22 protein-coding genes are annotated in these 20,024 nt (G+C 51.7%); 13 read left to right on the top strand and 9 right to left on the bottom strand.

Annotated elements, in window-relative coordinates:
* The first annotated feature begins 26 nt into the window (after positions 1-26).
* The 8 genes from AC1931_RS11460 to AC1931_RS11425 all read left to right on the top strand — a co-directional run bounded on the left by AC1931_RS11460 (position 27) and on the right by AC1931_RS11425 (position 6,658).
* Complete coding sequence (locus AC1931_RS11460; protein ID WP_483877404.1) at positions 27-1,118, top strand: AAA family ATPase; 1,092 nt, start codon at positions 27-29, stop codon at positions 1,116-1,118.
* Between the two features lie 52 nt (positions 1,119-1,170).
* Positions 1,171-2,445, top strand: coding sequence for a tetratricopeptide repeat protein (locus AC1931_RS11455; protein ID WP_483877403.1), 1,275 nt, complete (start codon positions 1,171-1,173; stop codon positions 2,443-2,445).
* A gap of 148 nt (positions 2,446-2,593) precedes the next feature.
* Positions 2,594-3,685 (top strand): two-component system sensor histidine kinase NtrB, encoded by a 1,092-nt coding sequence (locus AC1931_RS11450; RefSeq protein WP_483877402.1) that lies wholly within the window; start codon positions 2,594-2,596, stop codon positions 3,683-3,685.
* Between the two features lie 19 nt (positions 3,686-3,704).
* Positions 3,705-4,766, top strand: coding sequence for a DUF4388 domain-containing protein (locus AC1931_RS11445; RefSeq protein ID WP_483877401.1), 1,062 nt, complete (start codon positions 3,705-3,707; stop codon positions 4,764-4,766).
* A 53-nt stretch (positions 4,767-4,819) separates the two neighbouring features.
* Positions 4,820-5,170: a hypothetical protein gene (locus AC1931_RS11440; protein WP_483877400.1), complete on the top strand. Its 351-nt coding sequence runs from the start codon at positions 4,820-4,822 to the stop codon at positions 5,168-5,170.
* 5 nt (positions 5,171-5,175) lie between these two features.
* Positions 5,176-5,523, top strand: coding sequence for a hypothetical protein (locus AC1931_RS11435; RefSeq protein ID WP_483877399.1), 348 nt, complete (start codon positions 5,176-5,178; stop codon positions 5,521-5,523).
* A gap of 48 nt (positions 5,524-5,571) precedes the next feature.
* Positions 5,572-6,096, top strand: coding sequence for a nitroreductase family protein (locus tag AC1931_RS11430; RefSeq protein ID WP_483877398.1), 525 nt, complete (start codon positions 5,572-5,574; stop codon positions 6,094-6,096).
* Positions 6,097-6,226: 130 nt separating this feature from the next.
* On the top strand, positions 6,227-6,658 hold the full coding sequence (locus AC1931_RS11425) for an FKBP-type peptidyl-prolyl cis-trans isomerase (protein WP_483877397.1): 432 nt from the start codon (positions 6,227-6,229) through the stop codon (positions 6,656-6,658).
* A gap of 78 nt (positions 6,659-6,736) precedes the next feature.
* Here the strand turns inward: AC1931_RS11425 and AC1931_RS11420 are convergent, their stop codons facing one another.
* Positions 6,737-7,681 carry a rhomboid family intramembrane serine protease gene (locus AC1931_RS11420; protein WP_483877396.1) on the bottom strand — a complete coding sequence of 315 codons (945 nt, stop codon included), beginning with the start codon at positions 7,679-7,681 and terminating at the stop codon, positions 6,737-6,739.
* 130 nt (positions 7,682-7,811) lie between these two features.
* Between AC1931_RS11420 and AC1931_RS11415 the strand changes: the two genes are divergently transcribed.
* Together AC1931_RS11415 and AC1931_RS11410 are read left to right on the top strand one after the other, a co-directional pair.
* Positions 7,812-8,309 carry a SprT-like domain-containing protein gene (locus AC1931_RS11415; RefSeq protein ID WP_483877447.1) on the top strand — a complete coding sequence of 166 codons (498 nt, stop codon included), beginning with the start codon at positions 7,812-7,814 and terminating at the stop codon, positions 8,307-8,309.
* 104 nt (positions 8,310-8,413) lie between these two features.
* Positions 8,414-9,241 (top strand): DUF4405 domain-containing protein, encoded by an 828-nt coding sequence (locus AC1931_RS11410; RefSeq protein ID WP_483877395.1) that lies wholly within the window; start codon positions 8,414-8,416, stop codon positions 9,239-9,241.
* Between the two features lie 59 nt (positions 9,242-9,300).
* On the opposite strand, the gene AC1931_RS11405 is transcribed toward AC1931_RS11410, so the two are convergent.
* Together AC1931_RS11405 and AC1931_RS11400 are read right to left on the bottom strand one after the other, a co-directional pair.
* Positions 9,301-9,768 carry a peroxiredoxin gene (locus AC1931_RS11405; RefSeq protein ID WP_483877394.1) on the bottom strand — a complete coding sequence of 156 codons (468 nt, stop codon included), beginning with the start codon at positions 9,766-9,768 and terminating at the stop codon, positions 9,301-9,303.
* Positions 9,769-9,773: 5 nt separating this feature from the next.
* Positions 9,774-10,043, bottom strand: a complete 270-nt coding sequence (locus tag AC1931_RS11400) for a hypothetical protein (RefSeq protein ID WP_483877393.1) — start codon at positions 10,041-10,043, stop codon at positions 9,774-9,776.
* A gap of 171 nt (positions 10,044-10,214) precedes the next feature.
* On the opposite strand from AC1931_RS11400, the gene AC1931_RS11395 reads away from it, so the two are divergent.
* Positions 10,215-11,048, top strand: a complete 834-nt coding sequence (locus AC1931_RS11395; protein WP_483877392.1) for a GGDEF domain-containing protein — start codon at positions 10,215-10,217, stop codon at positions 11,046-11,048.
* Between the two features lie 27 nt (positions 11,049-11,075).
* Here the strand turns inward: AC1931_RS11395 and AC1931_RS11390 are convergent, their stop codons facing one another.
* The 6 genes from AC1931_RS11390 to AC1931_RS11365 all read right to left on the bottom strand — a co-directional run bounded on the left by AC1931_RS11390 (position 11,076) and on the right by AC1931_RS11365 (position 17,999).
* Positions 11,076-11,813, bottom strand: a complete 738-nt coding sequence (locus AC1931_RS11390; RefSeq protein ID WP_483877391.1) for a FadR/GntR family transcriptional regulator — start codon at positions 11,811-11,813, stop codon at positions 11,076-11,078.
* A gap of 96 nt (positions 11,814-11,909) precedes the next feature.
* Positions 11,910-12,668 carry a response regulator gene (locus tag AC1931_RS11385; protein ID WP_483877390.1) on the bottom strand — a complete coding sequence of 253 codons (759 nt, stop codon included), beginning with the start codon at positions 12,666-12,668 and terminating at the stop codon, positions 11,910-11,912.
* A gap of 11 nt (positions 12,669-12,679) precedes the next feature.
* Entirely contained in the window at positions 12,680-14,059 is a 1,380-nt protein-coding gene (locus AC1931_RS11380) for a sensor histidine kinase (protein ID WP_483877389.1), read from the bottom strand.
* 55 nt (positions 14,060-14,114) lie between these two features.
* A complete protein-coding gene (locus AC1931_RS11375; protein WP_483877388.1) occupies positions 14,115-15,713 on the bottom strand; it encodes a thiolase family protein in 1,599 nt (532 codons plus the stop codon).
* 185 nt (positions 15,714-15,898) lie between these two features.
* Complete coding sequence (locus tag AC1931_RS11370) at positions 15,899-17,323, bottom strand: sensor histidine kinase (protein WP_483877387.1); 1,425 nt, start codon at positions 17,321-17,323, stop codon at positions 15,899-15,901.
* Between the two features lies 1 nt (position 17,324).
* A complete protein-coding gene (locus tag AC1931_RS11365) occupies positions 17,325-17,999 on the bottom strand; it encodes a response regulator (protein ID WP_483877386.1) in 675 nt (224 codons plus the stop codon).
* Between the two features lie 349 nt (positions 18,000-18,348).
* On the opposite strand from AC1931_RS11365, the gene prmA reads away from it, so the two are divergent.
* Both prmA and AC1931_RS11355 read left to right on the top strand, forming a co-directional pair.
* Positions 18,349-19,275, top strand: a complete 927-nt coding sequence (prmA, locus tag AC1931_RS11360) for a 50S ribosomal protein L11 methyltransferase (RefSeq protein ID WP_483877385.1) — start codon at positions 18,349-18,351, stop codon at positions 19,273-19,275.
* Between the two features lie 32 nt (positions 19,276-19,307).
* On the top strand, positions 19,308-20,012 hold the full coding sequence (locus AC1931_RS11355; RefSeq protein ID WP_483877384.1) for an RsmE family RNA methyltransferase: 705 nt from the start codon (positions 19,308-19,310) through the stop codon (positions 20,010-20,012).
* Positions 20,013-20,024 lie beyond the last annotated feature (12 nt).

The following is a 20,024-nucleotide window of genomic DNA, read 5'->3' as shown; positions in this document are numbered from 1 at the left end:
GCTGTACGCAACAGGGGATCTAGTCAATGTGTAAAAAGATATTTATTGCTGCAACCGGCCAGAATTGCGGCAAAACAACAACCAGTCTGTCGCTGTTGCATCGCGCGCGGGAAAAGTATTCACGTATCGGCTTTATCAAGCCTTTTGGTCCCAAGCGTACGATGTATCGGGGGCGCCCGGTTGATATAGATGCTGCTCTGATAGCGCAGGTGTATTCCATGGATGATCGGCTTGATCTGATGTCGCCGGTTGTTCTTGATTCGCATACTACGCGGAGTTATCTCGATGGCGAAACAGACAGCTCGACGTTGTTGGAGCAAATTACCCGGGCGGTACGGCAACTCGAGCAGGAGTGCGATTTTCTTATCATCGAAGGGGCCGGGCATTCCGGGGTCGGCTCGGTCATGGGGCTGAATAACGCCCAGTTGGCGCGCCATCTGGAGGCCCCGGTGCTGATCGTAGCGGGGGCCGGGATTGGTAACGTGATTGATGATCTGCATCTGAACCTGGCCCTGTTTCGTGAAGCGGGTGCTGATGTCCGGATGATTCTGTCGAACAAGTTGTTGAAAAGTAAACGTGATGCGACCCTTCACTATCTGCAAAAAGCGTTCGCAGGAACCGGGATCCGGGTGGTTGGCGGCTTCAACTATTCACCGGTGTTAGCGAATCCAACTCTGAAATACCTCTCTGAATTATTGCAGGTGGATCTTAAGGCAGAACCGGATCAGGTCAGTCGTATTGTTCACCACGTCCTCATCGGCGCTGCCTCGACCCAGCGGGTGGTGGATCTTTTGCACGATTCGAGCCTGGTGATTGTCAACAGCAGCCGCGATGAAGTGCTGGTCATGTTGTCGACGCTCTATACTCTGGAACGGTTCCGCAACGAGCTGGCCGGGATTGTCATCGCCGGTATTGTGCCGGTAGCACACATCGTTCAGCAGGTCATTGATGACTCAAAAATTCCTTATTTGCGGAGTCAATCGACAGTGGCACAGGTCTATACGACGATTCAGGCCGATGTTGCCAAGATTGGCATTGATGATCATGAAAAGATTGAACTGATTCATCGTCTTGCTCAAACGGAACTCAACTTTGACCTGATCGATAGCATCTTTTAACTACCAACCGGGTCGCCTGGTCCTGAGCCGATCACCCGAGGAAGCTGCACTCATGGGACTATTCAGCAAGTTGTTCGGCAGTAAACCCAGTCTTGGGTCATTGCAGCGCGCGGTGGAGCAGAAGCGGTTTGCCGATGCCATCTACCTGGCAGATGAATTGAACGGTCACCCCCTTGACGATGCCGCCGCCGCGTTGGTAACGCGATGGCGAGCCGAGGCAGGTGATGGTCTGGCGCGCCTGAATCTGCTTGAAGCCAGGGCCAAACAGGATAGTGGCGAAGCTGCAGAAGCAAATGATTACTTTGCCATGGCCTTGCAGTATGTTCATAGTGATGATTTAAAAGAAGAAATAGCTCAGGCGCGGTCGATCCCTTTTGAAGTTTTGCCTTCCGCTGAGTCTGACCCCGGGCCTGGATGTCACAGCTGTCATGCAGCAGATGGTAACCAACGAGACCTGGATGCTGTGGCCGATGTCGATGATGCAGTCCGTTTCGATTTAATCCTGACGTCCTATCCGGAAAGTCAACGAGAGCGTTATCAGCATCGGGGAAAAGACTTCGTTGCCGCATTTTTGCTGGCTCATGAGGGAAGGGATGTTCAGGCTAATGAGCTGTTCAAAACTGTTAATGACGCTGAGCGAGATGATCTCTATTGGTTTGAGGTTGGTTCGCTGCAGGCGCGCATGGGCCATTTAGCTGAGGCCAGAGAATCACTTGAGCAGTCATTGCAACAAAATCCGGAGCTTTTTTTAGCCGTTGAGGCTCTGGTCCAGGTATTGCTGACATTGGGACAGACCCAGGATGCTCGCACCTTTATCGAGGGAAAGATTTCTGCAGACAATGAGGAGGACTTCTCTTTCTACCACGCTCTGCTGGTAAGTATTCACAGTCGGCGTCACGATTGGGCAGCGGCGGCCGTTCATGTGCGCCATTGTCTGCAGGCAGGTCACAGCGATCCGGCCTTTCTGCCTCTGGCGGCGGCGGTTATGGAAAAGGTCGGAGATCTTGCAGCGGCCGAAACCTTGCTTAAAAGACTGCCGAGTGGTGGTGGTTGTAAGGGCAATCATATCAATCTGCAGCTGGCCGAATTTTACCTGCGCCATGAACGCGAATCGGAAAAGGTCTTTTCCAGTTTTAATGCGGCGGTTAAGCAGGATCCCGACAACCCGCGCTGGCGTTTGCGTCTCGCACAGACCTGTTTTGCCCGCAAATGGCACAAGGATGGCTTGCAGTTGTTACGACAGCTTGGAGACACCCCCGCTCTGCCGGCGGAGATAGAAGACGAAGTGGAGCGGATGCTGGCTCATTACGGCAATTCGCCAGTCTAAGCAGGGTCATAACTGTTTTTGGTGAAGAGAACAGATCGTAAGGATGGCCCTACGACCTTTTATTAGTTTTCTTGAATAATGTGATGGTGTTGTTATAATGCGTCTGCATCTGACATGGACGGGTTTTCACGGCGGCAAGGATATGTGAATGGATGGTAGTGCGGTAGATATCGTCAATCAGCAATTTAAAAGCCCTTGGGGCTTTGCACAGCTGCTGGAGCAGATCGACATGGGTATTCTCGTGCTCGATCTTGGCCGGCGGCAGGTTGACTATTGCAATGCCGCTCTGTTCGATGTGCTGGAGGAAGACTCGCTATGCCAGAGCTACGAACGTCTTTATGCCTTGTTTGTCGCACCGGCTGAACAGTCTGAAATACCATCTCGCAGCTCCCACCAGGTGCTTTACCAAGATCACCTGTATGGCTACACTATTTATCGGGCAGCACCACGTTACTGTTGTATTTTTGTCCGTGATATCACCGAAAAACAGCGTCTGGAATCGATTGCCCAGGCCATCAACGCCATGGATAATCTGGGGTTTGTTTTTTCCGGCATTCGCCACGAAATCGGCAATCCCCTTAATTCGCTGAAAATGGCGTTGATGGCCCTCCAGAAAAGCCATGTTCATGAGAGTCGAGAAACCCTGGATGAATATGTTGAGCGCGCATTGGCTGATGTCGGAAGGATGGAGTACCTGCTTAAATCGCTGAAAGCCTTCAGCTTGTATGAACGGGTAGAACTTCATGAGATGTCTCTTATCGAGTTTATGGAAAAATTTATCGCCCTGGTTGAACATGATTTTCACGCCGGTGGTATCAGAATCCGCACCGCGATTCCATTGGATATCGGTAAAGTCCGGATTGATGAGCGTGCCCTCCATCAAGCTCTGCTTAATATTTTCAATAACGCTGCCGAGGCATTAAAAGGGCGTCGGGATCCGGAAATACACATTACCACGCAAAAGCGTGGAGAGTTGGTGTGGTTGAGGATCCGCGACAACGGTTGCGGGATCAAGACGGAACAAAAGAAGCATCTATTCCAGCCATTTAACACGAGTAAGCCGCAAGGTAACGGGCTGGGGCTGGTTATTACCAGAAAGCTGCTGGCGATGATGAATGGTGATATCGCTGTTGACAGTTGGCCGCAGCGCGGAACCGAAGTCAGAGTCAGCCTGCCGTTGGCGGAAGCAGACCAAAAGGAACCGACACCAGCAGATTCCTTGCCCTCCATAATAAATTGACCTAGTGGGTGGATGTGACATGAAAAAAGTCCTAATTGTAGACGATGAAGCTTCATTTTTGCTGTCGCTGAAAGATGTTCTGAAGACTCATCGGGGCACATTTGAAATTCTTACAGCAAAAAATGGCAGTGTCGCTGTTGATCTGCTGCGGGAAACCAATGTTGATTTACTGGTAACCGATCTGCGCATGCCGGAGATGAATGGATTCGAGCTGCTGGCGTGGGTGAGTCGTCATCAGCCCCAATTGCCGGTGATTGCCATGTCGGCTTTTGGTACGCCGGAGATAGAAGCACGGTTAAAAAAAATGGACACGCTTCAGTTTATTGAAAAACCGGTGGACCTACCGATACTTGAAAAAGCCATTTTCAGTGGCCTGAAGGCAGGGGGGAAGAGTTTTATCCGGGGCATTACCCTGGCGACTTTTCTGCAGCTAATGAATGTCGAGAAAAAAAACTGCACGCTCAAGATTGCTGCACCGCAGGGACCTGCCTATCTGTTTGTCGCCAATGGCGACTTGATCGATGCTGAATATGCAACCATGAAAGGTTTGGATGCCGCCCTTGAGATTGTCAGCTGGGATGATGCAGAAATCGAGATGGATGGAATATGTCGGCGGCAGGACGATGTGATCAATCTGCCCCTTGGCCATTTGTTGATCGAAGCATTTCGGATCAAGGACGAAACGGCAGAAGAAATCAAGAAAAGTACGACAGCAGAAGCCCAGCTTCCCCCCGCTGAAGCAGCTGTGACCGCGGCCGTCGATTCTGTCCTGGCGCGGTCGCTGAGCAGCATCGCCAGTGTGCAGGAATTTGCTGTTTTCGATATGCAAAAAAAACTGCTCGCAACCAACACCGGAGCCTGCACGGTTGCGACATTTGATGTCAATGCATTTACCGAAGCCCTGACAGCGGTTACCCAGGACCTTGGCTGGAGTCAATACCGCTCAATGGCTCTAGGTACGACAAAGCGTAATCGCTATCTGTTACTTAATCGGCAACAACAACAGCTGGTGCTCAAGCTCAAGCCGGGTGTACAGGCCGCCCAGGTCATGAAGGAAATTGAGCGCATTGTCGAGCCGTGAATGGTCGATAGGTTGATGCCCAACAATGGTCGTACCGGAGGAAGTGAAAAAGTATGAGGTATGTTATTGACGAGCTAAAAATGATTCCGGGAGTCCTTGGAGCCTGCCTTGTCCAGACAGATATCGGAGTCATTGCAGCTAATCTGCCGGCTGTCTTCAAGAAAGAACGGCTCCAATTGATCGGCAGCACCCTGGCAAAAATCTATGCCGCCGGGGCAACCACCCTGGATGGTTTTTCCTGTTTGACGCTGCACTTTGATGAGTCAGTTGTCGTTGCCCGCGCTGTTGATACTGACACCTTTTGTTTCGTCATCTGCGACCCCGCTTTTAATCTCAATACCCTGACCATGACCCTGGATGCGCTGCAGGCAGAGATTGGTGACCATAGCGGTCGGGAAGGATAGCAACTATGGCAACAGCAAAGGACTTTGTCGTACGGATCAGCAAGGTGTCCGGTGTTTCCGGATGTTTATTGATCAAGCGTGACGGCACTCTGGTTGGCCGTGCCATTGAGGACCCGGAAAACTACACGATCCTGATGCAGATCAGCGGCAGTCTGGCTCATGATATCCAGGAGAATATCGGGGCAAGTAACTGTCGTTCTGTTAATTTTGGCTGCCGGAGCGAGGATAGCTTCTATGTTTTTCCTATCGACAATTATCTGCTGGGCGTTGTAGCTCAAGTCGGAGCAGAACAGAACCTGATGCTCGACGAGGTTTATCGCTTGATCGGCCGGGTAACAACTGGAAACTCCTGACCCGGCTTGCGGCGATGGAGTGCGGGATCGGTCTTTAAGGGAAATTTTATGCTGGATTTAGTGCGTCAACGGCGCAGCGTGCGCGTCTTTAAACCGCAGCCGGTCGAGGCTGAAAAGATCGAGTTGCTTGCTGAGGTCCTGTTACGTGCCCCTACCTCGAGAAATCTGCAGCCCTGTCACTTTGTGATGATTCAAGAGCGCCAGATTCTCGATAAACTGATCAATGCCAAACCCCATGGGACTGTGTTTTTTGCAACCGCGCCGCTGGCTGTAGCAATAGCTGCTGACCCTTGTATTTCGGATGTCTGGATTGAAGATACTGCTGTTGCTGCTACCTTTGTGCAGTTAGCCGCTGAGGATCTGGGATTGAAAAGTTGTTGGGCCCAATTGCGTTTGCGCCGGCACAATGATGACATCAGCGCGTCTGAATACGTCAGAGACCTGCTTGAACTGCCGGCCGGAATGGAGGTTCCGATCGTCATTGCCATTGGCTATCCCGATGAAAAAAAGGCTGGTCATGCAGCCAAAGCATTACGCACTGAAAAAATCCACCATGAACGTTTTAACCCTTAGGTAATGCTGTTATTGATCAGTTTTTTGTGCCAGGGGGTTGATTTCCATTTAAGGAAATGACACCCTGAGGAACAAAACAAGGCAAATGTGGTGCCTTGTCTATTTGTGACTTAAAAAAACAGGAGATGACATGACAGCAGTAGCAACAGGGAGCAAAATCAAAGTTCATTACACCGGCACCTTTGATGATGGCGAAGTTTTTGACAGTTCACGTCAGGCTGAACAACCTTTCGAATTTGAGGTAGGTGCCGGTCAGGTGATCCCTGGGTTTGACAACGCCGTAGTCGGTATGAAAGCCGGAGAGACCAAGCAGGTGCGGCTGACCGAAGAGGAAGCCTATGGACCTTACAATCAGGAAATGATTTTTGATGCTGATCCTAGTCAGTTTGAGGACGGCTTGTCCCCTGAAGTGGGGCAACAGTTTCAGACCCAGATGCAGGACGGAACCCCGCTGTTGCTAACCGTTAAGGCGGTCAGCGATGACAAGATCACCCTGGACGCTAATCACCCGATGGCTGGTAAGGCCCTCAATTTTGATCTGGAAGTAATCGAAGTGGGTTAATTAAGCCCGGATCAATGTCCAAAGCTTTATCCGGCCCGGTATTATTATATCGGGCCTTTTTACGTGCGCCCGAAAGATTCAGCGGCTGATAGCTAACCCCCAGGCAAGGATGATGAGTAGCAATGCCAGGATGCCGCACAGGAGATTACTGCGTTTCGAAGTTTTATTCTTTCCGGGACAGAGGGAAAAACATACGCCCAGAATTGCTCCGCTGATGAAACCAAACAGATGGGCACCGATGTCGGTATTTTCGTCACCCACCCCGAGCATGGCAAGCAATCCTACTGCGGCGGCAAGGGGTAATGGCCAGCGTCGCCATAAACTGGAGCGATAACGAAACAGGTTGTAAAGGCCAAGTAAACCAAGCGCACCAAAGACTGCGGTAGAGGCCCCGATGGAACGATGAGCAGGGGATTGCACCAGAGCGTTGAGACTGTTACCCAGAGAGCCTGCAACCAGCACAAGGAAAAAAGCTACCCCGGATCCCAGGGTGCGGCACAACCGCAGAATCAGAATCCCGCCAAATGTAAGGTTGCTGAGCAGGTGCAAAGGGCCGGAATGCAGGGTAAGGGCGGTAATGACGCGCCACCACTGGCCGGTACGGATAAAGCTGACATCGGCGCTACCCAGTGCAAGCCAGTCGATGTTCTGTGACCCGAACAGTGACAATTGCTGATAGCTCAGAGGATGGAACAGGAGCAGGGCAAAGATCACCCAGACGGTCGTTGCGTAATTGTCTTTTAACCGGCTAGCGGCGGGTGGCGGTGGTGGCCAGTTGCGGTTTTCCTGCTCGTAGCAGTTTAATTCCTGCAGCGCTTCCTGAAAAGAATCGACAGGAACCAGTAACTGGAGAATGTCCCCATTTTTTTCGCTGCGCCAGGGGATGTTTCGTGCCTGGAGAACCAGGGTCCAGTGTTTCAACTGGCGCTTGCTTAACGAACGGGTGGAAAGCCCATCCTGAAGCTGAGTGGGAACAGCAACCCAATCGGGGCGATCAATGTCGTGAGCCGATTTCAAGTCCATGCCCTATCATGACAGAAACCGATTGTTAAGTGGCGGGCTTTTTGTTGATCAGAACAGGATCACAATCCCCTTGAGGAGGGAGGCAGATACGGCGATGGAAAAATATTGCACAAGGGGGATGAGTGTGCGGATGCTTGCTGGCGAATTGAACCTGTGGCGGCAGATTGTCATCGCCGTTGAAGCACAGTGCACCACTGATCCGGGTCGGCAATTGCTGGAACAACTCGCAGACATTCCGGTGGCGCCGAGCAGGGCCAGCAGAAGACTTGGCTGCTATACATTTCGTGGCAATGAGCCGGTGGCCATCAGGCTGCAGTTTGCCCAGGAAGCGGACAATCTGCGTCAGACGTTTTTACACGAGATTGCCCACGCCTGTGACCATCTGAGTCAGCACGGTGAAAAGCGGCGGGTCGGACATGGCAACAGCTGGCGACAATGGGCTCTCGCCCTGGGTATCGACACCGCCACAACCGGTCGGAGCGCCGCTGTTACTGCCTTGCATCAGCAGCGGCGCAAACTGGTGGCTATTTGCCTGGAGTGTGGTGCAGAAATCTATCGGGTGCGGCGTCTGAACCGTAACAATCGTTATTTTCATCCTCCCTGTGGCGGGGTCCTCAAGCCGTTGTAAATAAGACTTTACCTGTCCTTAACAAATTTTGACATTCTCTTGCTGATAAAATCTGCTATCTTCCGCCAACCGTTCTACTACTTATCACCCGGGAGATTCCTGCGATGAACATGCGTAAAATTACCTCTCTGACTTCTCTGGTTGCTTTTATTCTGCTGTTGCTCAGCAGTGCTGTACTTTATATTGTCCCCGCCGGCCGGGTGGCTTATTGGGCCGATTGGAGACTGTGGGGATTAACCAAGGAAAGCTGGGGGGCTGTGCATATCAACCTTGGTGTCCTTATGCTAATAGCGATGATTTTTCATGTTTATTACAACTGGGGAGCGATTGTCAGTTATCTGAAAAATCAGTCGAAGGAACTGCGAATTATCACTCCTGATTTTATTGTATCAGTTGTGGTCACTCTGCTGGTTATTGTTGGTACTCTCGCGGGCATTCCGCCATTGAGTAGCATTATTCATCTTGGAGATAAAATTTCCGAAAGTGCCAATGTCAAATATGGTGAGCCTCCTTATGGACATGCCGAGCTGTCGGCTTTTTCTGATTTTGCCAGGAATATCAATGTGCCTCTTGAGCAGAGCCGGTTGAAGCTGGAACGGGCCGGTATTCGGGTAACTGCACCCAGTGAAACAATCCAAAGTATTGCCGCCAATAACAATATTGCCCCGCAGGCAATTTATCTGTTGATTAAACCGGAAGCAGGGGAAGCGTCTGCGGCGATGCCGGAAACAGCGCCGGCAGGAACCGGCAATCGCACTCTGGAACAACTCTGCTCTATGTATCAGCTTGATGTCGCGCGGATTATCGCCGGTTTGGCACAACAGGGCATCACTGCGGAGCCGCAGCAGACCATGAGAACGATTGCTGTAGGCCACGGCGTTGATCCTCACGCTATTTACGCAGCAATCTACGCCATCGTCACCGTAAAATAATCGTCAGCGCCAGATGCCAAAACTTCGGCTGCATGCTCCGGCACCTGGCGCTGGTGGTATTAAAGTGTCAGGAGAAAATCAAGAACCTGTTGTGGATGTTCGGCGGCTTTTGCCACCTTGGGCCAATGTTTGATGACCGTTCCCTGCTCATCAATGAGCACCGTTGAGCGGATGCAGCCGATGCTGGTTTTACCGTACATGGTTTTTTCACCCCAGGCCTGATAATTTTGCATCATGGCTGTATCAGGGTCGCTGAGCAGGGTGAACGGCAGGTGAAACTGGCTGATGAATTTATCGTGGGACTCCAGGCTGTCCTTGCTGACGCCGAGCAGTTTGACATTCAACTGCAACAGCTGGTCATGCATCTCAGCAAAAGCGCAAGACTCCTTGGTGCAACCAGGGGTATTGTCTTTGGGGTAGAAATAAATGATGAGTTTGCTGCCGGCATAGTCGGCGAGCCGGTGCTGTTTGCCATCGCTTCCGTGCAGACAGAAATCGGGAGCAGTATGTCCTGGTTGAATTGCCATAGGAGTTATCCTTTCTTGTCTTCGTCTAAAAGTTGTTTGAGCTTTTCCAGTTTATCACTGATTGCTGATTCGACCAGCTCTTCGCCGAACATCCAGCGCAGTTGTCCCAGCATCAGGGTCGCATCGGCCAGTTCTTCAATAACCTCTTGCCGGGTGACTTTGCCCCGCTTGAAATGTTTAAGAGCGGCAATTAATTCGGCACATTCTTCTATCGCCTGGTCATATTGAGCGTCAACTCCCCAGCGGGCAATGGTGGCCTGGTAGATTTTATTCATTGATCGAGCCTTGTCGAAAGGTAGAAGTTAGGTCTATAGTTGACTGACAACTATATATTTTCATTAATGGTGAGAACAAATCAATACTGTCGGCAGTTTTTAACGGGATTGATGATGTCTGTTTTATCTGACACGCTGTTCTTCCAGTAGGGGTGTGGTCAGGGTGTTTAAGTGAATCTTCTCATTGCCTTGATGTTGAGTTCCGGCAGTTTGTTTCTGCTGGTGTCCCTGCTTCCGGTTGCCAGAATTATAAATCATCCGGGGGCCAAAGGCATTGTTAATTACTGGCGTCTGCTCGCTGTTCTGATTTGTCTGTTTCTCTGCGGATACCTGACATATACGTGGTTTTTCTGGTGGAACTATAGTGGTCTGATCGACCTGATTGTTCCTACTATTTTTTTCTTTGGAGCGGTTTTTGTCCTGCTGGTAGCCATGCTGGCACTAAAAACAACCCAGGAGTTACAGCGAACTTTCCAGTTGGAACAAGACAGCATTATGGATTCCCTGCTCGGAATTTATAACCGCAGTTATCTGGATCGACGTCTGCCCGAACAGTTTTCCAGTGCCAGGCGCTATGGTCATGATTTGTCGGTGCTGATGATCGATATAGATCACTTCAAGTCAGTGAACGATAATTGGGGCCATCAGATTGGGGATCAGGTATTGCAGGATGTCACCCGCATGATCAAAAATCGGGTGCGTGAAACAGATATTTTGTGTCGCTATGGTGGTGAGGAGCTGTTCATTATCCTTCCTCACACCGGTGGCTCCGAGGCAATGGTCAAGGCCGAGCTGATTCGCGTCGAGATTGAAGGGGGAGAAAATTACCCCCAGGCACTCACGGTGAGCATTGGTGTTGCTGCAGTATCGAGCCAGGTCAGTTCAGCGCCGGATCTGGTGTGGCAGGCTGACATGGCACTTTATCGCGCCAAGAAAGGGGGGCGTAATCGCTCCGAGTTCTATACTTCCCTGGATTCCAGAAAGTTTTCGCACAGGGTAGGTTGATGCGCTCTGCCTGCCACAAAGTTTTTTTCAGAGGGTGTCCGGGCGTTCTTTATTTAAAAACATCGCCAGTTTTTCTTCTACCAGATTCAAGTGCTCCAGCATTTTAGCTCGAGCCCGTTCCGGATCACGGGCTTCAATGGCCTCCAGAATTTCACGGTGATGATTTAGCAACCGTTCAACATACCCCTCTTTGCTGTAAAATTCTCCAAGGGCGACCATAATTGTGGTTTGAAACAGGGTCTGAATCGTGTTCAGGACGTGAACCTGAATGGTGTTGTGGGTTGCTGCGGTAATCGTCAGGTGAAACTGGAAGTCGATTTCCGGGTCCCAGCCGCCGCTTTCAGCCTGTTCCTCCATGACCGTATAGATTTCACGCAAGCGATCGATTTCCGGTTTTTCTGCGCGCTTTGCAGCCAGGTATGCGGACCAGGTTTCCAGTCCCATGCGAACCTCGGTCAGGGCATGGAGCATACGGGGATCCCGGCGTTCGACCATGCTCGCTAGAGGGTCAGCCATGGCAACATCGGCAAGGGAGCGGACATAGGTGCCTCCGCCTTGACGGGACTCAAGAAAGCCCATCGCTTCAAGAACCATGATCGCCTCACGTACCGACGGGCGGCTGACTCCTAAGAAAGTAGCCAGTTCACGTTCAGACGGGATGCGCTGACCGGGACCGAGATCACCACGTGAAATCAGCTCTTTAATCTGGTCAACTATTTCTTCTGATAACTTCTTGGGACGTATCGGTTTGAATACTGTGGCCATCTCTGTCTCCGGATTACATGGTAAGACCTTTTAGCATAGCTATAGAGTAAACACAAGAGATGAGAAAGCCGGCGAAGAAGGGTTGTCGTCGGTGATTTATTGACGGGTTTTTTGACTGCGCTTGTAACGGGTAAACCATTCCTGGAAATCCTTTTCCTCATGTTCCATTTCAAAAGCATTTACCAGGCCGCGGGCCAGGGAAACAGCAACGGCACGATTGCGCAAGTTAAAGGAATCACCATATTTTTCGCTGTGAAACTGTTCCTGATCGAGGCCCAGTTTGTTGTACAGTGAGTTGAGGCGACTCTGGATGCCGCGCCGTGAGAGATAACGGCGCTGCGCCATCAGATTATCGGTCAGTCCCAGGGAAATATCGAGTAGCGCCTCATACTCGATGTCAGAGAGGGCCGTCAAGCTGTGACCGGCACGCCCCTGAACTTTTCGCACTTCAGGAGCGATCCAGCATTGTTCATCGATCAGGACAGTGCGAATAGCTGAACTGATCTGGTCTTTGCTTGCGGACTTAAGAACATAGCCGTAGACCGTTTCCGGCGGAACAATTTTAACCAGGGAGCGCACGTACATTTCATCTTTGAATTGACTCCAGAAAACGATTCGGGCCTGAGGCTGCTTGCTCCACAACTGGCGGGCAAATTCAACCCCGTTGAGTTCCGGCATTTGAATGTCACTGACAATCAACGGTTGCTCGCGTTCGCTGCCAATTTCCAGAGCGATCTGGCCGGTTGGGGCACGGGTGACGCTGACCTGTTCCGGCCATTGGGAAAAAAGTTGTTCAAGAAACTCTAAGTCTTTAGGGTTGTCTTCAGCAATAAGGATTTCCAGGCGGGTGGACATGCTTGTCTCCGTCAGCTTGAGATGGCGGTGTGCAGGGTCAGTTCAAAGCGGGTACCGCTCGAGAAGCGTGACGGCTTCCACTGGACCTGGGCACCTATGGCTCGGGCGCGCTCACGTATATTATTGAGTCCGCGCCCCTGTTCGAGTTTCCGGTCGCTATTAAAGCCACAGCCGTTATCTTCAACAGAAAACACCAGAGTTTTTTCGCGTAGTTCCAGGTTAACCTCGTAGCGGCTGGCTGCCGCATGTTTGTGAACGTTCTGGATGGCTTCAATGGCAATACGATAGATGGTCAGCTGTTTAATTCGATCGAGATGCAAGTCAGCCACCCGTGAGTCGATATGAAGATGACAGGCCGGGCTGCCGGGGGGCTGCCCGAGGTGATCGATATGGGCTTCAATGGCTGCACCTAAACCAAGAATATCGAGGGTTTGCGGGTGCAGGTTGTTCATGATGTCGCGCAGGTTGGCGATTGCGCGGTTGAGATCACGTTCGAGGTCGCTGACGTGGTCACCAACAGCATCCGGAGTCTGCAGGTCGGTCAGAGATTGCAGGCCGCGTAGAACGCCGGACAAGTCGGACAGTGATTGGTCATGGAGATCCATGGCAATACGGCGACGTTCTTCTTCGGCCCCTTCGAGGAGTTTTTCAGTACCAACGACCTGAATCAATCGGGTCGCCATGCGATTGATGGAACGCGCCAGAACATCCATTTCATCTTGAATCCGTTCAGGTACCGGTGGCAGATCGAGGCTACCGTCGGCGATACGGGCGGCATTGGTGGAGATGGTCTGGATACGGCCCAGAATACGCCGACTGAAATAGATGGAGATCGACAGCCCCAGCAGTACGGCAATAATCAGCACCCCTATCGTCACCAGAACCGTCCGTTCAACCAGTTGGTTGATGTCCTGTTCATGGGCCTGGCGCAAATGATTGCGATGGTTCTGGGTCAGACTGGAGAGCCCCGAAAGTTCGGCGCGCAGTTGGGCAAACAGGGGTGCCGTGTTTTCAGGTTCGAGACCGGCAGCGGGATTAAGGCTGCGCGCCAGGTCGGCCAGGTAGGCAATCTGTTCGGAGCTTTTTACGGTTCCAACGGGTTCAATCCGATCAATGGCAGAGAGCAGGCGTTCATATAGATCAATGATTAATGCCAGGTCTTCAGGGGCAGCCATGCCGCTGTGCTGAATGACACGCAGTAAAACGTGCAGTCTGCGCGCCGCCATATCCGCTTCAGCCAGAGCAACAAAGGTGGTCTCAGCCGCTTTAATGCTGCGTCTTTTGCTGTTGAGGTCCCAGTAGGTGTAGTGCATGAATCCTAGCAGCAGCAGGAGCAGCAGGAGGATCATCGCTGGGGCGAGCAGTATCTGTTGTTTGACCGTTATGCGCATCAGCGGATGCTATCATGTTCATTGACGGTTGAAACTGTGCGGATGCGCAGAGACGTCATTTTTTCAGGCCGAGATGGCGAAATGCCGAATCAGCGAGATCGACCATCCCTTCGATGGTTTTTCTGTAGAGTCGGCGGATCGGCACATCATTCACATGGAGCTGTTCATCGAGCTTCTGCAGAAGAATCTTGTCCCCTTTGGCAAAGGTCTCAAGTGCGGTGGCGGCCTGGGGGTCAATGCCGATCAGGAAGCGGACGTCATGCTTTTCGTAGCGGACGGTAATTAACAGCAGGGTACGCTCAATGTCGCCACTGCGGAAATTGTGCCGCGATGTTTTAGCCAGTAGACGAGCCACGCAGCGTTGTTTTTCACCAAGAACCGTCTCCAGGCTCATGCTTGCGGGTTTAAGCCGGCCGAGGAAAATCTCGTCACTGTATTGATAGTTTGATGGTTTGCGATTAAGAAAACTTTTTTCGGTTTCCAGCAAGACGACCACGTTATTGTTGATTGGACCACCAATGGAGTGTGAGAGCGCCGCCTGGTACTGGCCGCTGGTCAGAAAACGGTGGTTTTCAACGATTTGGACCATGCCGGTTGCCCCCAGCGGATGACCGCGTCCTTTCAGGCCGCCGGTGAGATTGGTTGGAAAACGCCCGGCAGGGCCGGTAAGGCTATCATCGAGGAGCCCTTCCAAAAGCTGCCGGCGGGGGATAACGCCAAGATCGACCAGGTTGATCGGCCCAAAGCCGTTAAATGGGTCGTGCATGTTGATATGGATGTTGCCGGCTAACTGACTCAGGTCACTGAGTTTGGCCTTGTCGAGGGCCTGGGCGAGGGCGATACGGGTGGCTGGAAAACTGGTAAAGGTCAGACGGTCGGCAATGGTGGGGATGTCGGTTCCGGAACCGATGCCGCTGACCCGGACAGCACTCGGGGCAGCGGTCAAAAGGCAGGCAGCGACGCCATCCGACATGGGACAGAAATCGTAGTAATGCAACGGGTCGTAGTAAAGATAGTTTCTGCCGTTTTTAAGGTCAGCAAAATAGGTGTCAACGGGGAGCTCATAATTCAGATGGGCATCAGGGTTTTGTGCGGCAAAGCGGTGTGCGCGTTCGGTCAGGCGTGCCGAAAAAGAAGTCCATTCGTCATCTGACAGGTTGAATTCGTCCATCAGGCTGCGCGCTACCAGGGCGCCACAGGCCGGCATGGTCAGGCCGTATTCTGCTTCTTCACGATCAATCACCCCGGCGACAATGCGTGTTGCCGCAGAGGTTGTGGCATCGGTCATTTTCTGGATGCCGATGGCCAGAACCTGATCGTGCTGCCCGGAAGCGACCTCAAGATAGGCAGCCTCAAAAGCGCTGGCGCCGGAGGACGAGGCGGTATCAACCAGAACCGATTTGGCCCCGCTGATGCCAAGGCGGCCACTGATTTTCGCAGCCACATTGTCGATGCCGGAAAAGGCGAAAGGATTCTGGCTGCCGACAATAATACAGCCAATTTTCTGCTGTGGTGAATGATGATTTTCCACCAGGGGTTTGAGCTGATCGACAAGTTCAAAGAAGCTCATTGCCGGACGGTGGTGGCCGTTATATTTGCCAACCGGGAGCATGAAGGAGTCTGACAGGTACACTGGTCGTGGTTGGAAGGACATCGGCTGTGCCTTCTGTTGTATGTTAAATAAAAAAACCCCGAAGACCTGGAGGGGGGGTAGGTCTTCGGGGCCGGAGTCTCCCGAAAGAGCTCCATTGCTTTAAACGTTACACGATGAGCTAAAGGTTGTAAAGTAAAAAAATAGTCCAACCCTGAAAAATGATTGTCCTAAAGAACCGCCCGAGTTTATCCCCTGGAGCAGTTATTCTGGCTTTTCGGCAAGGTCATGGTAAAGCTGCTTCCTTGTCCGGGGGTGGAAGAGACGCCGATGGTTCCATGGTGGGCGTCAACAACCCATTTGACAATGGCTAAACCCAGACCTGTGCCACCATCGTATTGGTGGATTTTTTTATCTACCCGGTAAAATCTTTCAAAGATATGCTGAAGGTGACGCTCTTCAATACCGATTCCGGTGTCGCTGATCGTTATTGTCACCGCAGATTCGGTAACCCCGGCCGCGATGGTAACGACCCCTTGAGAGGGGGTATAGCGAATAGCATTGGTCAGCAAATTCAGCAGTGCCTGTCTGATGCGCAGTTCGTCAGCGTGGATAACGGCCCCATTGTCTGGACAGTCCAGCTCGAGCAGGACCCCTTTCTCCCCGGCAAGAATTTCCCCTTGACGCTGCAAATCGTTCAGCAGTCGATGCAGGTCAATAGTTGTCGGCTGCAGCGGGATTTCCCCCAGATCGCTTTTGGATAAGGTCAGCAGATCGTCAACCAGAAAACTCATGCGCGTTATCTCTTCCAGATTAGACTCAAGCACCTGGCGGATTTCCGCAGTTTCACTCTTGCAGCGCAGGGCAATTTCCGTTTCACCACGTAAAATTGTCAAGGGTGTGCGCAATTCATGAGCAACATGCGTGGCAAATTGACGGGCTCGATGCAAAGCGGAAAACATTCGCTCGTTCAATCGATAACAGCTCTCGGCGAGCTGCCGTAACTCGCGTGAGTTGAGTTGATCTGTGGCCAAAGGCTGGGGAGGCTGGTCAGGCCTGATATCGTCAATATGCCTGAGTAACCGTTTCAAATCTTTGGACTTGTGATGGCGTTGCAGATGCAGAAAACAGGAAGCGGCAGCCGCCATGATAAGGAGCGATCCAAGCAGCAATGCCAGGCGCCAGCGCAACAGTTGTGCCGAGAAGGTGCCGAGGTCGGTACTTAAGAGCTGATAGGACGTTATTTTATCTGAATCTTTTGCCGGCCACGCCAGTGCGCGCCGGGTATTTCCCTGGCTGACGGTAAAAAAAAGGGTCTTGTTTTCCGCTGGTCGCTTGTCCGGCATGGCAACCTGTGAGTGGCTTCCCGATGTAGACAGACAGATTATCTCACCATCGGGCGAATAGCGAGCAAAGTGCCACTCGTCAAGAAACAGTTGCAGGGGCGCCGTGACCAGATCACATGAAATGGCTGTCGTTCCCGCTTCAGGCGAGAAGGTTTGCTGCAGATAGTCCAGTGTGCCGGCAGCCAGTTGCAGTTCTGTATCAATGCGGTCCAGCCTCTCGTGATACAGGGAAGATTGCCACAAAAAACCGCCGATTCCCAGGATGGCTGCCAGAACCATGAGGGGAGGAAATAAAAACTGTCTGCTGAAGGTGGTAAGGAAGGTCAATCTATTCTGACTCCCTGAGCATATAGCCAACACCTCTTACCGTGTGGATCAGTTTTGTGTCAAAACCGCGGTCAATTTTTTTGCGCAGATAGTTGACGTAAACATCGATAATGTTGGTGAAGGTGTCAAATGTATAATCCCACACTTGCTCAGCAATCATGGTGCGTGTTAACGCCTGATTAGGATTACGCATGAAGTATTCGAGCAGCGCGTATTCCTTGGAGGTCAGGTCGATTTCCTTGTCGCTTCTCCAGACCTTGTGCGATACCGGGTCGATACGTAGATCAGCAAACACCAGTTCGGCACCGCGATCCCGCGCGTTGCGCCGAATCAGGGCCTTAACGCGAGACACCAGTTCCGCAAAGGCAAAAGGTTTGGTCAGGTAGTCATCGCTGCCGTTATCCAGGCCGGCGACGATATCTTCAACGGTGTCTTTGGCAGTCAGGCAGAGTATCGGGGTGCTGATGTTTTTCTCGCGGAGGGCTTTAATTGCGCTGAGCCCATCCATTTTCGGGAGCATGACATCCATCAGAATCAGGTCGTAATTGCCCGTGGTCGCCCGCGCCACCCCTTCCTCGCCATCCTCAGCCAGATCGACAGAAAGGCCTTCTTCCTCGAGGCCACGCTTGATAAAGCCGGCGACTTTTTTTTCGTCTTCAACCACCAGGATACGCATGAACTGTCTCCTTTGAATTTTAACTAACCAGGATGGTGCTCGCAGTTAATTCTAATGTATGAGGGTGAACTGCTGTGGCAACCAAAGATTGTAAGTCCCCTATTTTATAGGGTGAGTTTTGAGGTCATCTACTTCGAGTAGTGAGGGCTCATGAGAAGTTTTCGGAAACTTTAGCAGACTGGCATGCTGAGCGCAAGGATAATAATAGTGTTTTTTAATTTTATCTTTGAAGGTTGAGTTGTCAGTGAAGCTGTGATGGGGTTGTTCACTTAAGTTCCAGTTGGGTAAAACCGGGCAATAAGGAGATTATTTGTTGATTTTTATATATAGTTTCTGTTAATTAGTGAGCATGAAAGAAAACTATTTATCTATAGATGTTGGGCTTAAGGGTGTATTGGTTGAGATGGCATGCGCAGTGTTGATGGAACAGCAGTGCTGTGGCATCTTGATCGAAGATCAGCAGTTGGACACATTTGAAGTCCCCGACAAACCTTTGGATATGGATAAAAATTACACCCTGACGGCCTATTTTGTCTCGGATGTCCCGGCTGCGTCGCTGCTTAAGCAACTGGGGTCGGCTTTTGCTGTGCTGCCGGTGTTTGCCCCTGGTACGCTCAGCATGAAGGTCAGTCAATCTTTGCCGCAGATTGATTGGGCTCAGAGCTGGAAACAAAACTTCACCAGTTTTCAGGTTGGCAATCGCCTGATTGTTCACCCTAGCTGGGAAACTCCATTTGTAGAAAAAGCCCAGGTAGCTATCGAAATTGACCCTGGTATGGCCTTCGGCACCGGCACCCATGCGACAACGCGATTGTGTCTGGAAGCCATTGCCGAACATCTGGATGGGCATCAGCGCCCCCTGCAATTGCTTGATGTTGGTACTGGATCAGGTATATTAGCAATAGGTGCTGCGGCATTGGGGTGCGGGTCGGTGGTTGCAACCGATATCGATCCCGTTGCTTGCGAGGTTGCGCGCGAGAATGTTGCGCGCAACAGTCTTGCCGGACGGGTTACCATTACCAGCGATTCCCTGGAAAACATTGATGGTGTTTACGATCTGGTGGTTGCCAACATTCTTGCCGAGGAAAATATCCGCCTTAAGGATGCGTTGCTTCAGCACTTGCAGCCCGGAGGATGGCTGATTTTATCAGGGATCCTCAAGGAAAAAGAACCCCTGGTCACGGCAGCGTTTGCCGTCGCGGAGTTGAGCGCGTTGCCGCCACGTTACCGTGAAGATTGGGTCTGTCTGGTGTACCAACGACGACAAGTGACATGAGAAGTTTTTTGGCAATCGATGTGGAGTTTCGATTGGACGAATGCATCATGTTACCTGAGGGGGTCCAGCATCATCTGGTCCGGGTATTGCGTCTCGAACCGGGTGCGACATTTCGGCTTTTTGACGGCTGTGGGCGCGTTGCTGAAGCGGTTTTGCAGGATGATGGTCGTGCCCGCCTGGGCCACATCTACGACAGTTTGCCGCCACCCTGTCAGATCAGGCTGATTCAGGGTGTTCCCAAGGGAGATAAAACCGAGCTGATCCTGCAAAAGGGGACAGAGTTGGGAGTCAGTCACTTTCACCTGGTTACCACTGAGCGTAGCGTTGTCCGCTTTAAAAACGACTCGCGTCAGTCCTTGCGCTGGCAGAAGATTATCCAGGAAGCGGCACGCCAGAGTGGCCAGTATCATCTGCCCAGCCTGCAGTGCAGTAGCTCCCTGCAAGGGGCTCTCGAAGAAGATCCGGCGGATTTGAAGCTTCTTCTGTGGGAACAGGGCGAGACGCCATTAACGGATGTTCTGGATGATAGTAGACACCATCGGTACCAGCGGATTTCGGTCATTGTTGGCCCCGAGGGCGGAATCACCGAAGCCGAGGCGGCTGAGGCCGTTTCGCACGGATATCGGCCCGTCAGTCTGGGACCGAGAATTTTGCGCACGGAAACCGCCGGACTTGCGATAATCGCTGTTTTACAATATCTTTATGGAGATTTATCCGGTAGCACAGGCTCAATTTAGCGAACCTATTTA

The sequence above is a fragment of the Pelovirga sp. C15f genome, from assembly GCF_057178085.1.
This window is presented reverse-complemented; position numbering and strand designations above follow the sequence as displayed.

Bases quoted from the DNA above. Each gene is read 5' to 3' on its own strand.
- AC1931_RS11460 (WP_483877404.1), top strand. From the start codon at position 27: ATGTGTAAAAAGATATTTATTGCTGCAACCGGCCAGAATTGCGGCAAA.
- AC1931_RS11455 (WP_483877403.1), top strand. From the start codon at position 1,171: ATGGGACTATTCAGCAAGTTGTTCGGCAGTAAACCCAGTCTTGGGTCA.
- AC1931_RS11450 (WP_483877402.1), top strand. From the start codon at position 2,594: ATGGATGGTAGTGCGGTAGATATCGTCAATCAGCAATTTAAAAGCCCT.
- AC1931_RS11445 (WP_483877401.1), top strand. From the start codon at position 3,705: ATGAAAAAAGTCCTAATTGTAGACGATGAAGCTTCATTTTTGCTGTCG.
- AC1931_RS11440 (WP_483877400.1), top strand. From the start codon at position 4,820: ATGAGGTATGTTATTGACGAGCTAAAAATGATTCCGGGAGTCCTTGGA.
- AC1931_RS11435 (WP_483877399.1), top strand. From the start codon at position 5,176: ATGGCAACAGCAAAGGACTTTGTCGTACGGATCAGCAAGGTGTCCGGT.
- AC1931_RS11430 (WP_483877398.1), top strand. From the start codon at position 5,572: ATGCTGGATTTAGTGCGTCAACGGCGCAGCGTGCGCGTCTTTAAACCG.
- AC1931_RS11425 (WP_483877397.1), top strand. From the start codon at position 6,227: ATGACAGCAGTAGCAACAGGGAGCAAAATCAAAGTTCATTACACCGGC.
- AC1931_RS11420 (WP_483877396.1), bottom strand. From the start codon at position 7,681: ATGGACTTGAAATCGGCTCACGACATTGATCGCCCCGATTGGGTTGCT.
- AC1931_RS11415 (WP_483877447.1), top strand. From the start codon at position 7,812: ATGCTTGCTGGCGAATTGAACCTGTGGCGGCAGATTGTCATCGCCGTT.
- AC1931_RS11410 (WP_483877395.1), top strand. From the start codon at position 8,414: ATGAACATGCGTAAAATTACCTCTCTGACTTCTCTGGTTGCTTTTATT.
- AC1931_RS11405 (WP_483877394.1), bottom strand. From the start codon at position 9,768: ATGGCAATTCAACCAGGACATACTGCTCCCGATTTCTGTCTGCACGGA.
- AC1931_RS11400 (WP_483877393.1), bottom strand. From the start codon at position 10,043: ATGAATAAAATCTACCAGGCCACCATTGCCCGCTGGGGAGTTGACGCT.
- AC1931_RS11390 (WP_483877391.1), bottom strand. From the start codon at position 11,813: ATGGCCACAGTATTCAAACCGATACGTCCCAAGAAGTTATCAGAAGAA.
- AC1931_RS11385 (WP_483877390.1), bottom strand. From the start codon at position 12,668: ATGTCCACCCGCCTGGAAATCCTTATTGCTGAAGACAACCCTAAAGAC.
- AC1931_RS11380 (WP_483877389.1), bottom strand. From the start codon at position 14,059: ATGCGCATAACGGTCAAACAACAGATACTGCTCGCCCCAGCGATGATC.
- AC1931_RS11375 (WP_483877388.1), bottom strand. From the start codon at position 15,713: ATGTCCTTCCAACCACGACCAGTGTACCTGTCAGACTCCTTCATGCTC.
- AC1931_RS11365 (WP_483877386.1), bottom strand. From the start codon at position 17,999: ATGCGTATCCTGGTGGTTGAAGACGAAAAAAAAGTCGCCGGCTTTATC.
- prmA (WP_483877385.1), top strand. From the start codon at position 18,349: ATGAAAGAAAACTATTTATCTATAGATGTTGGGCTTAAGGGTGTATTG.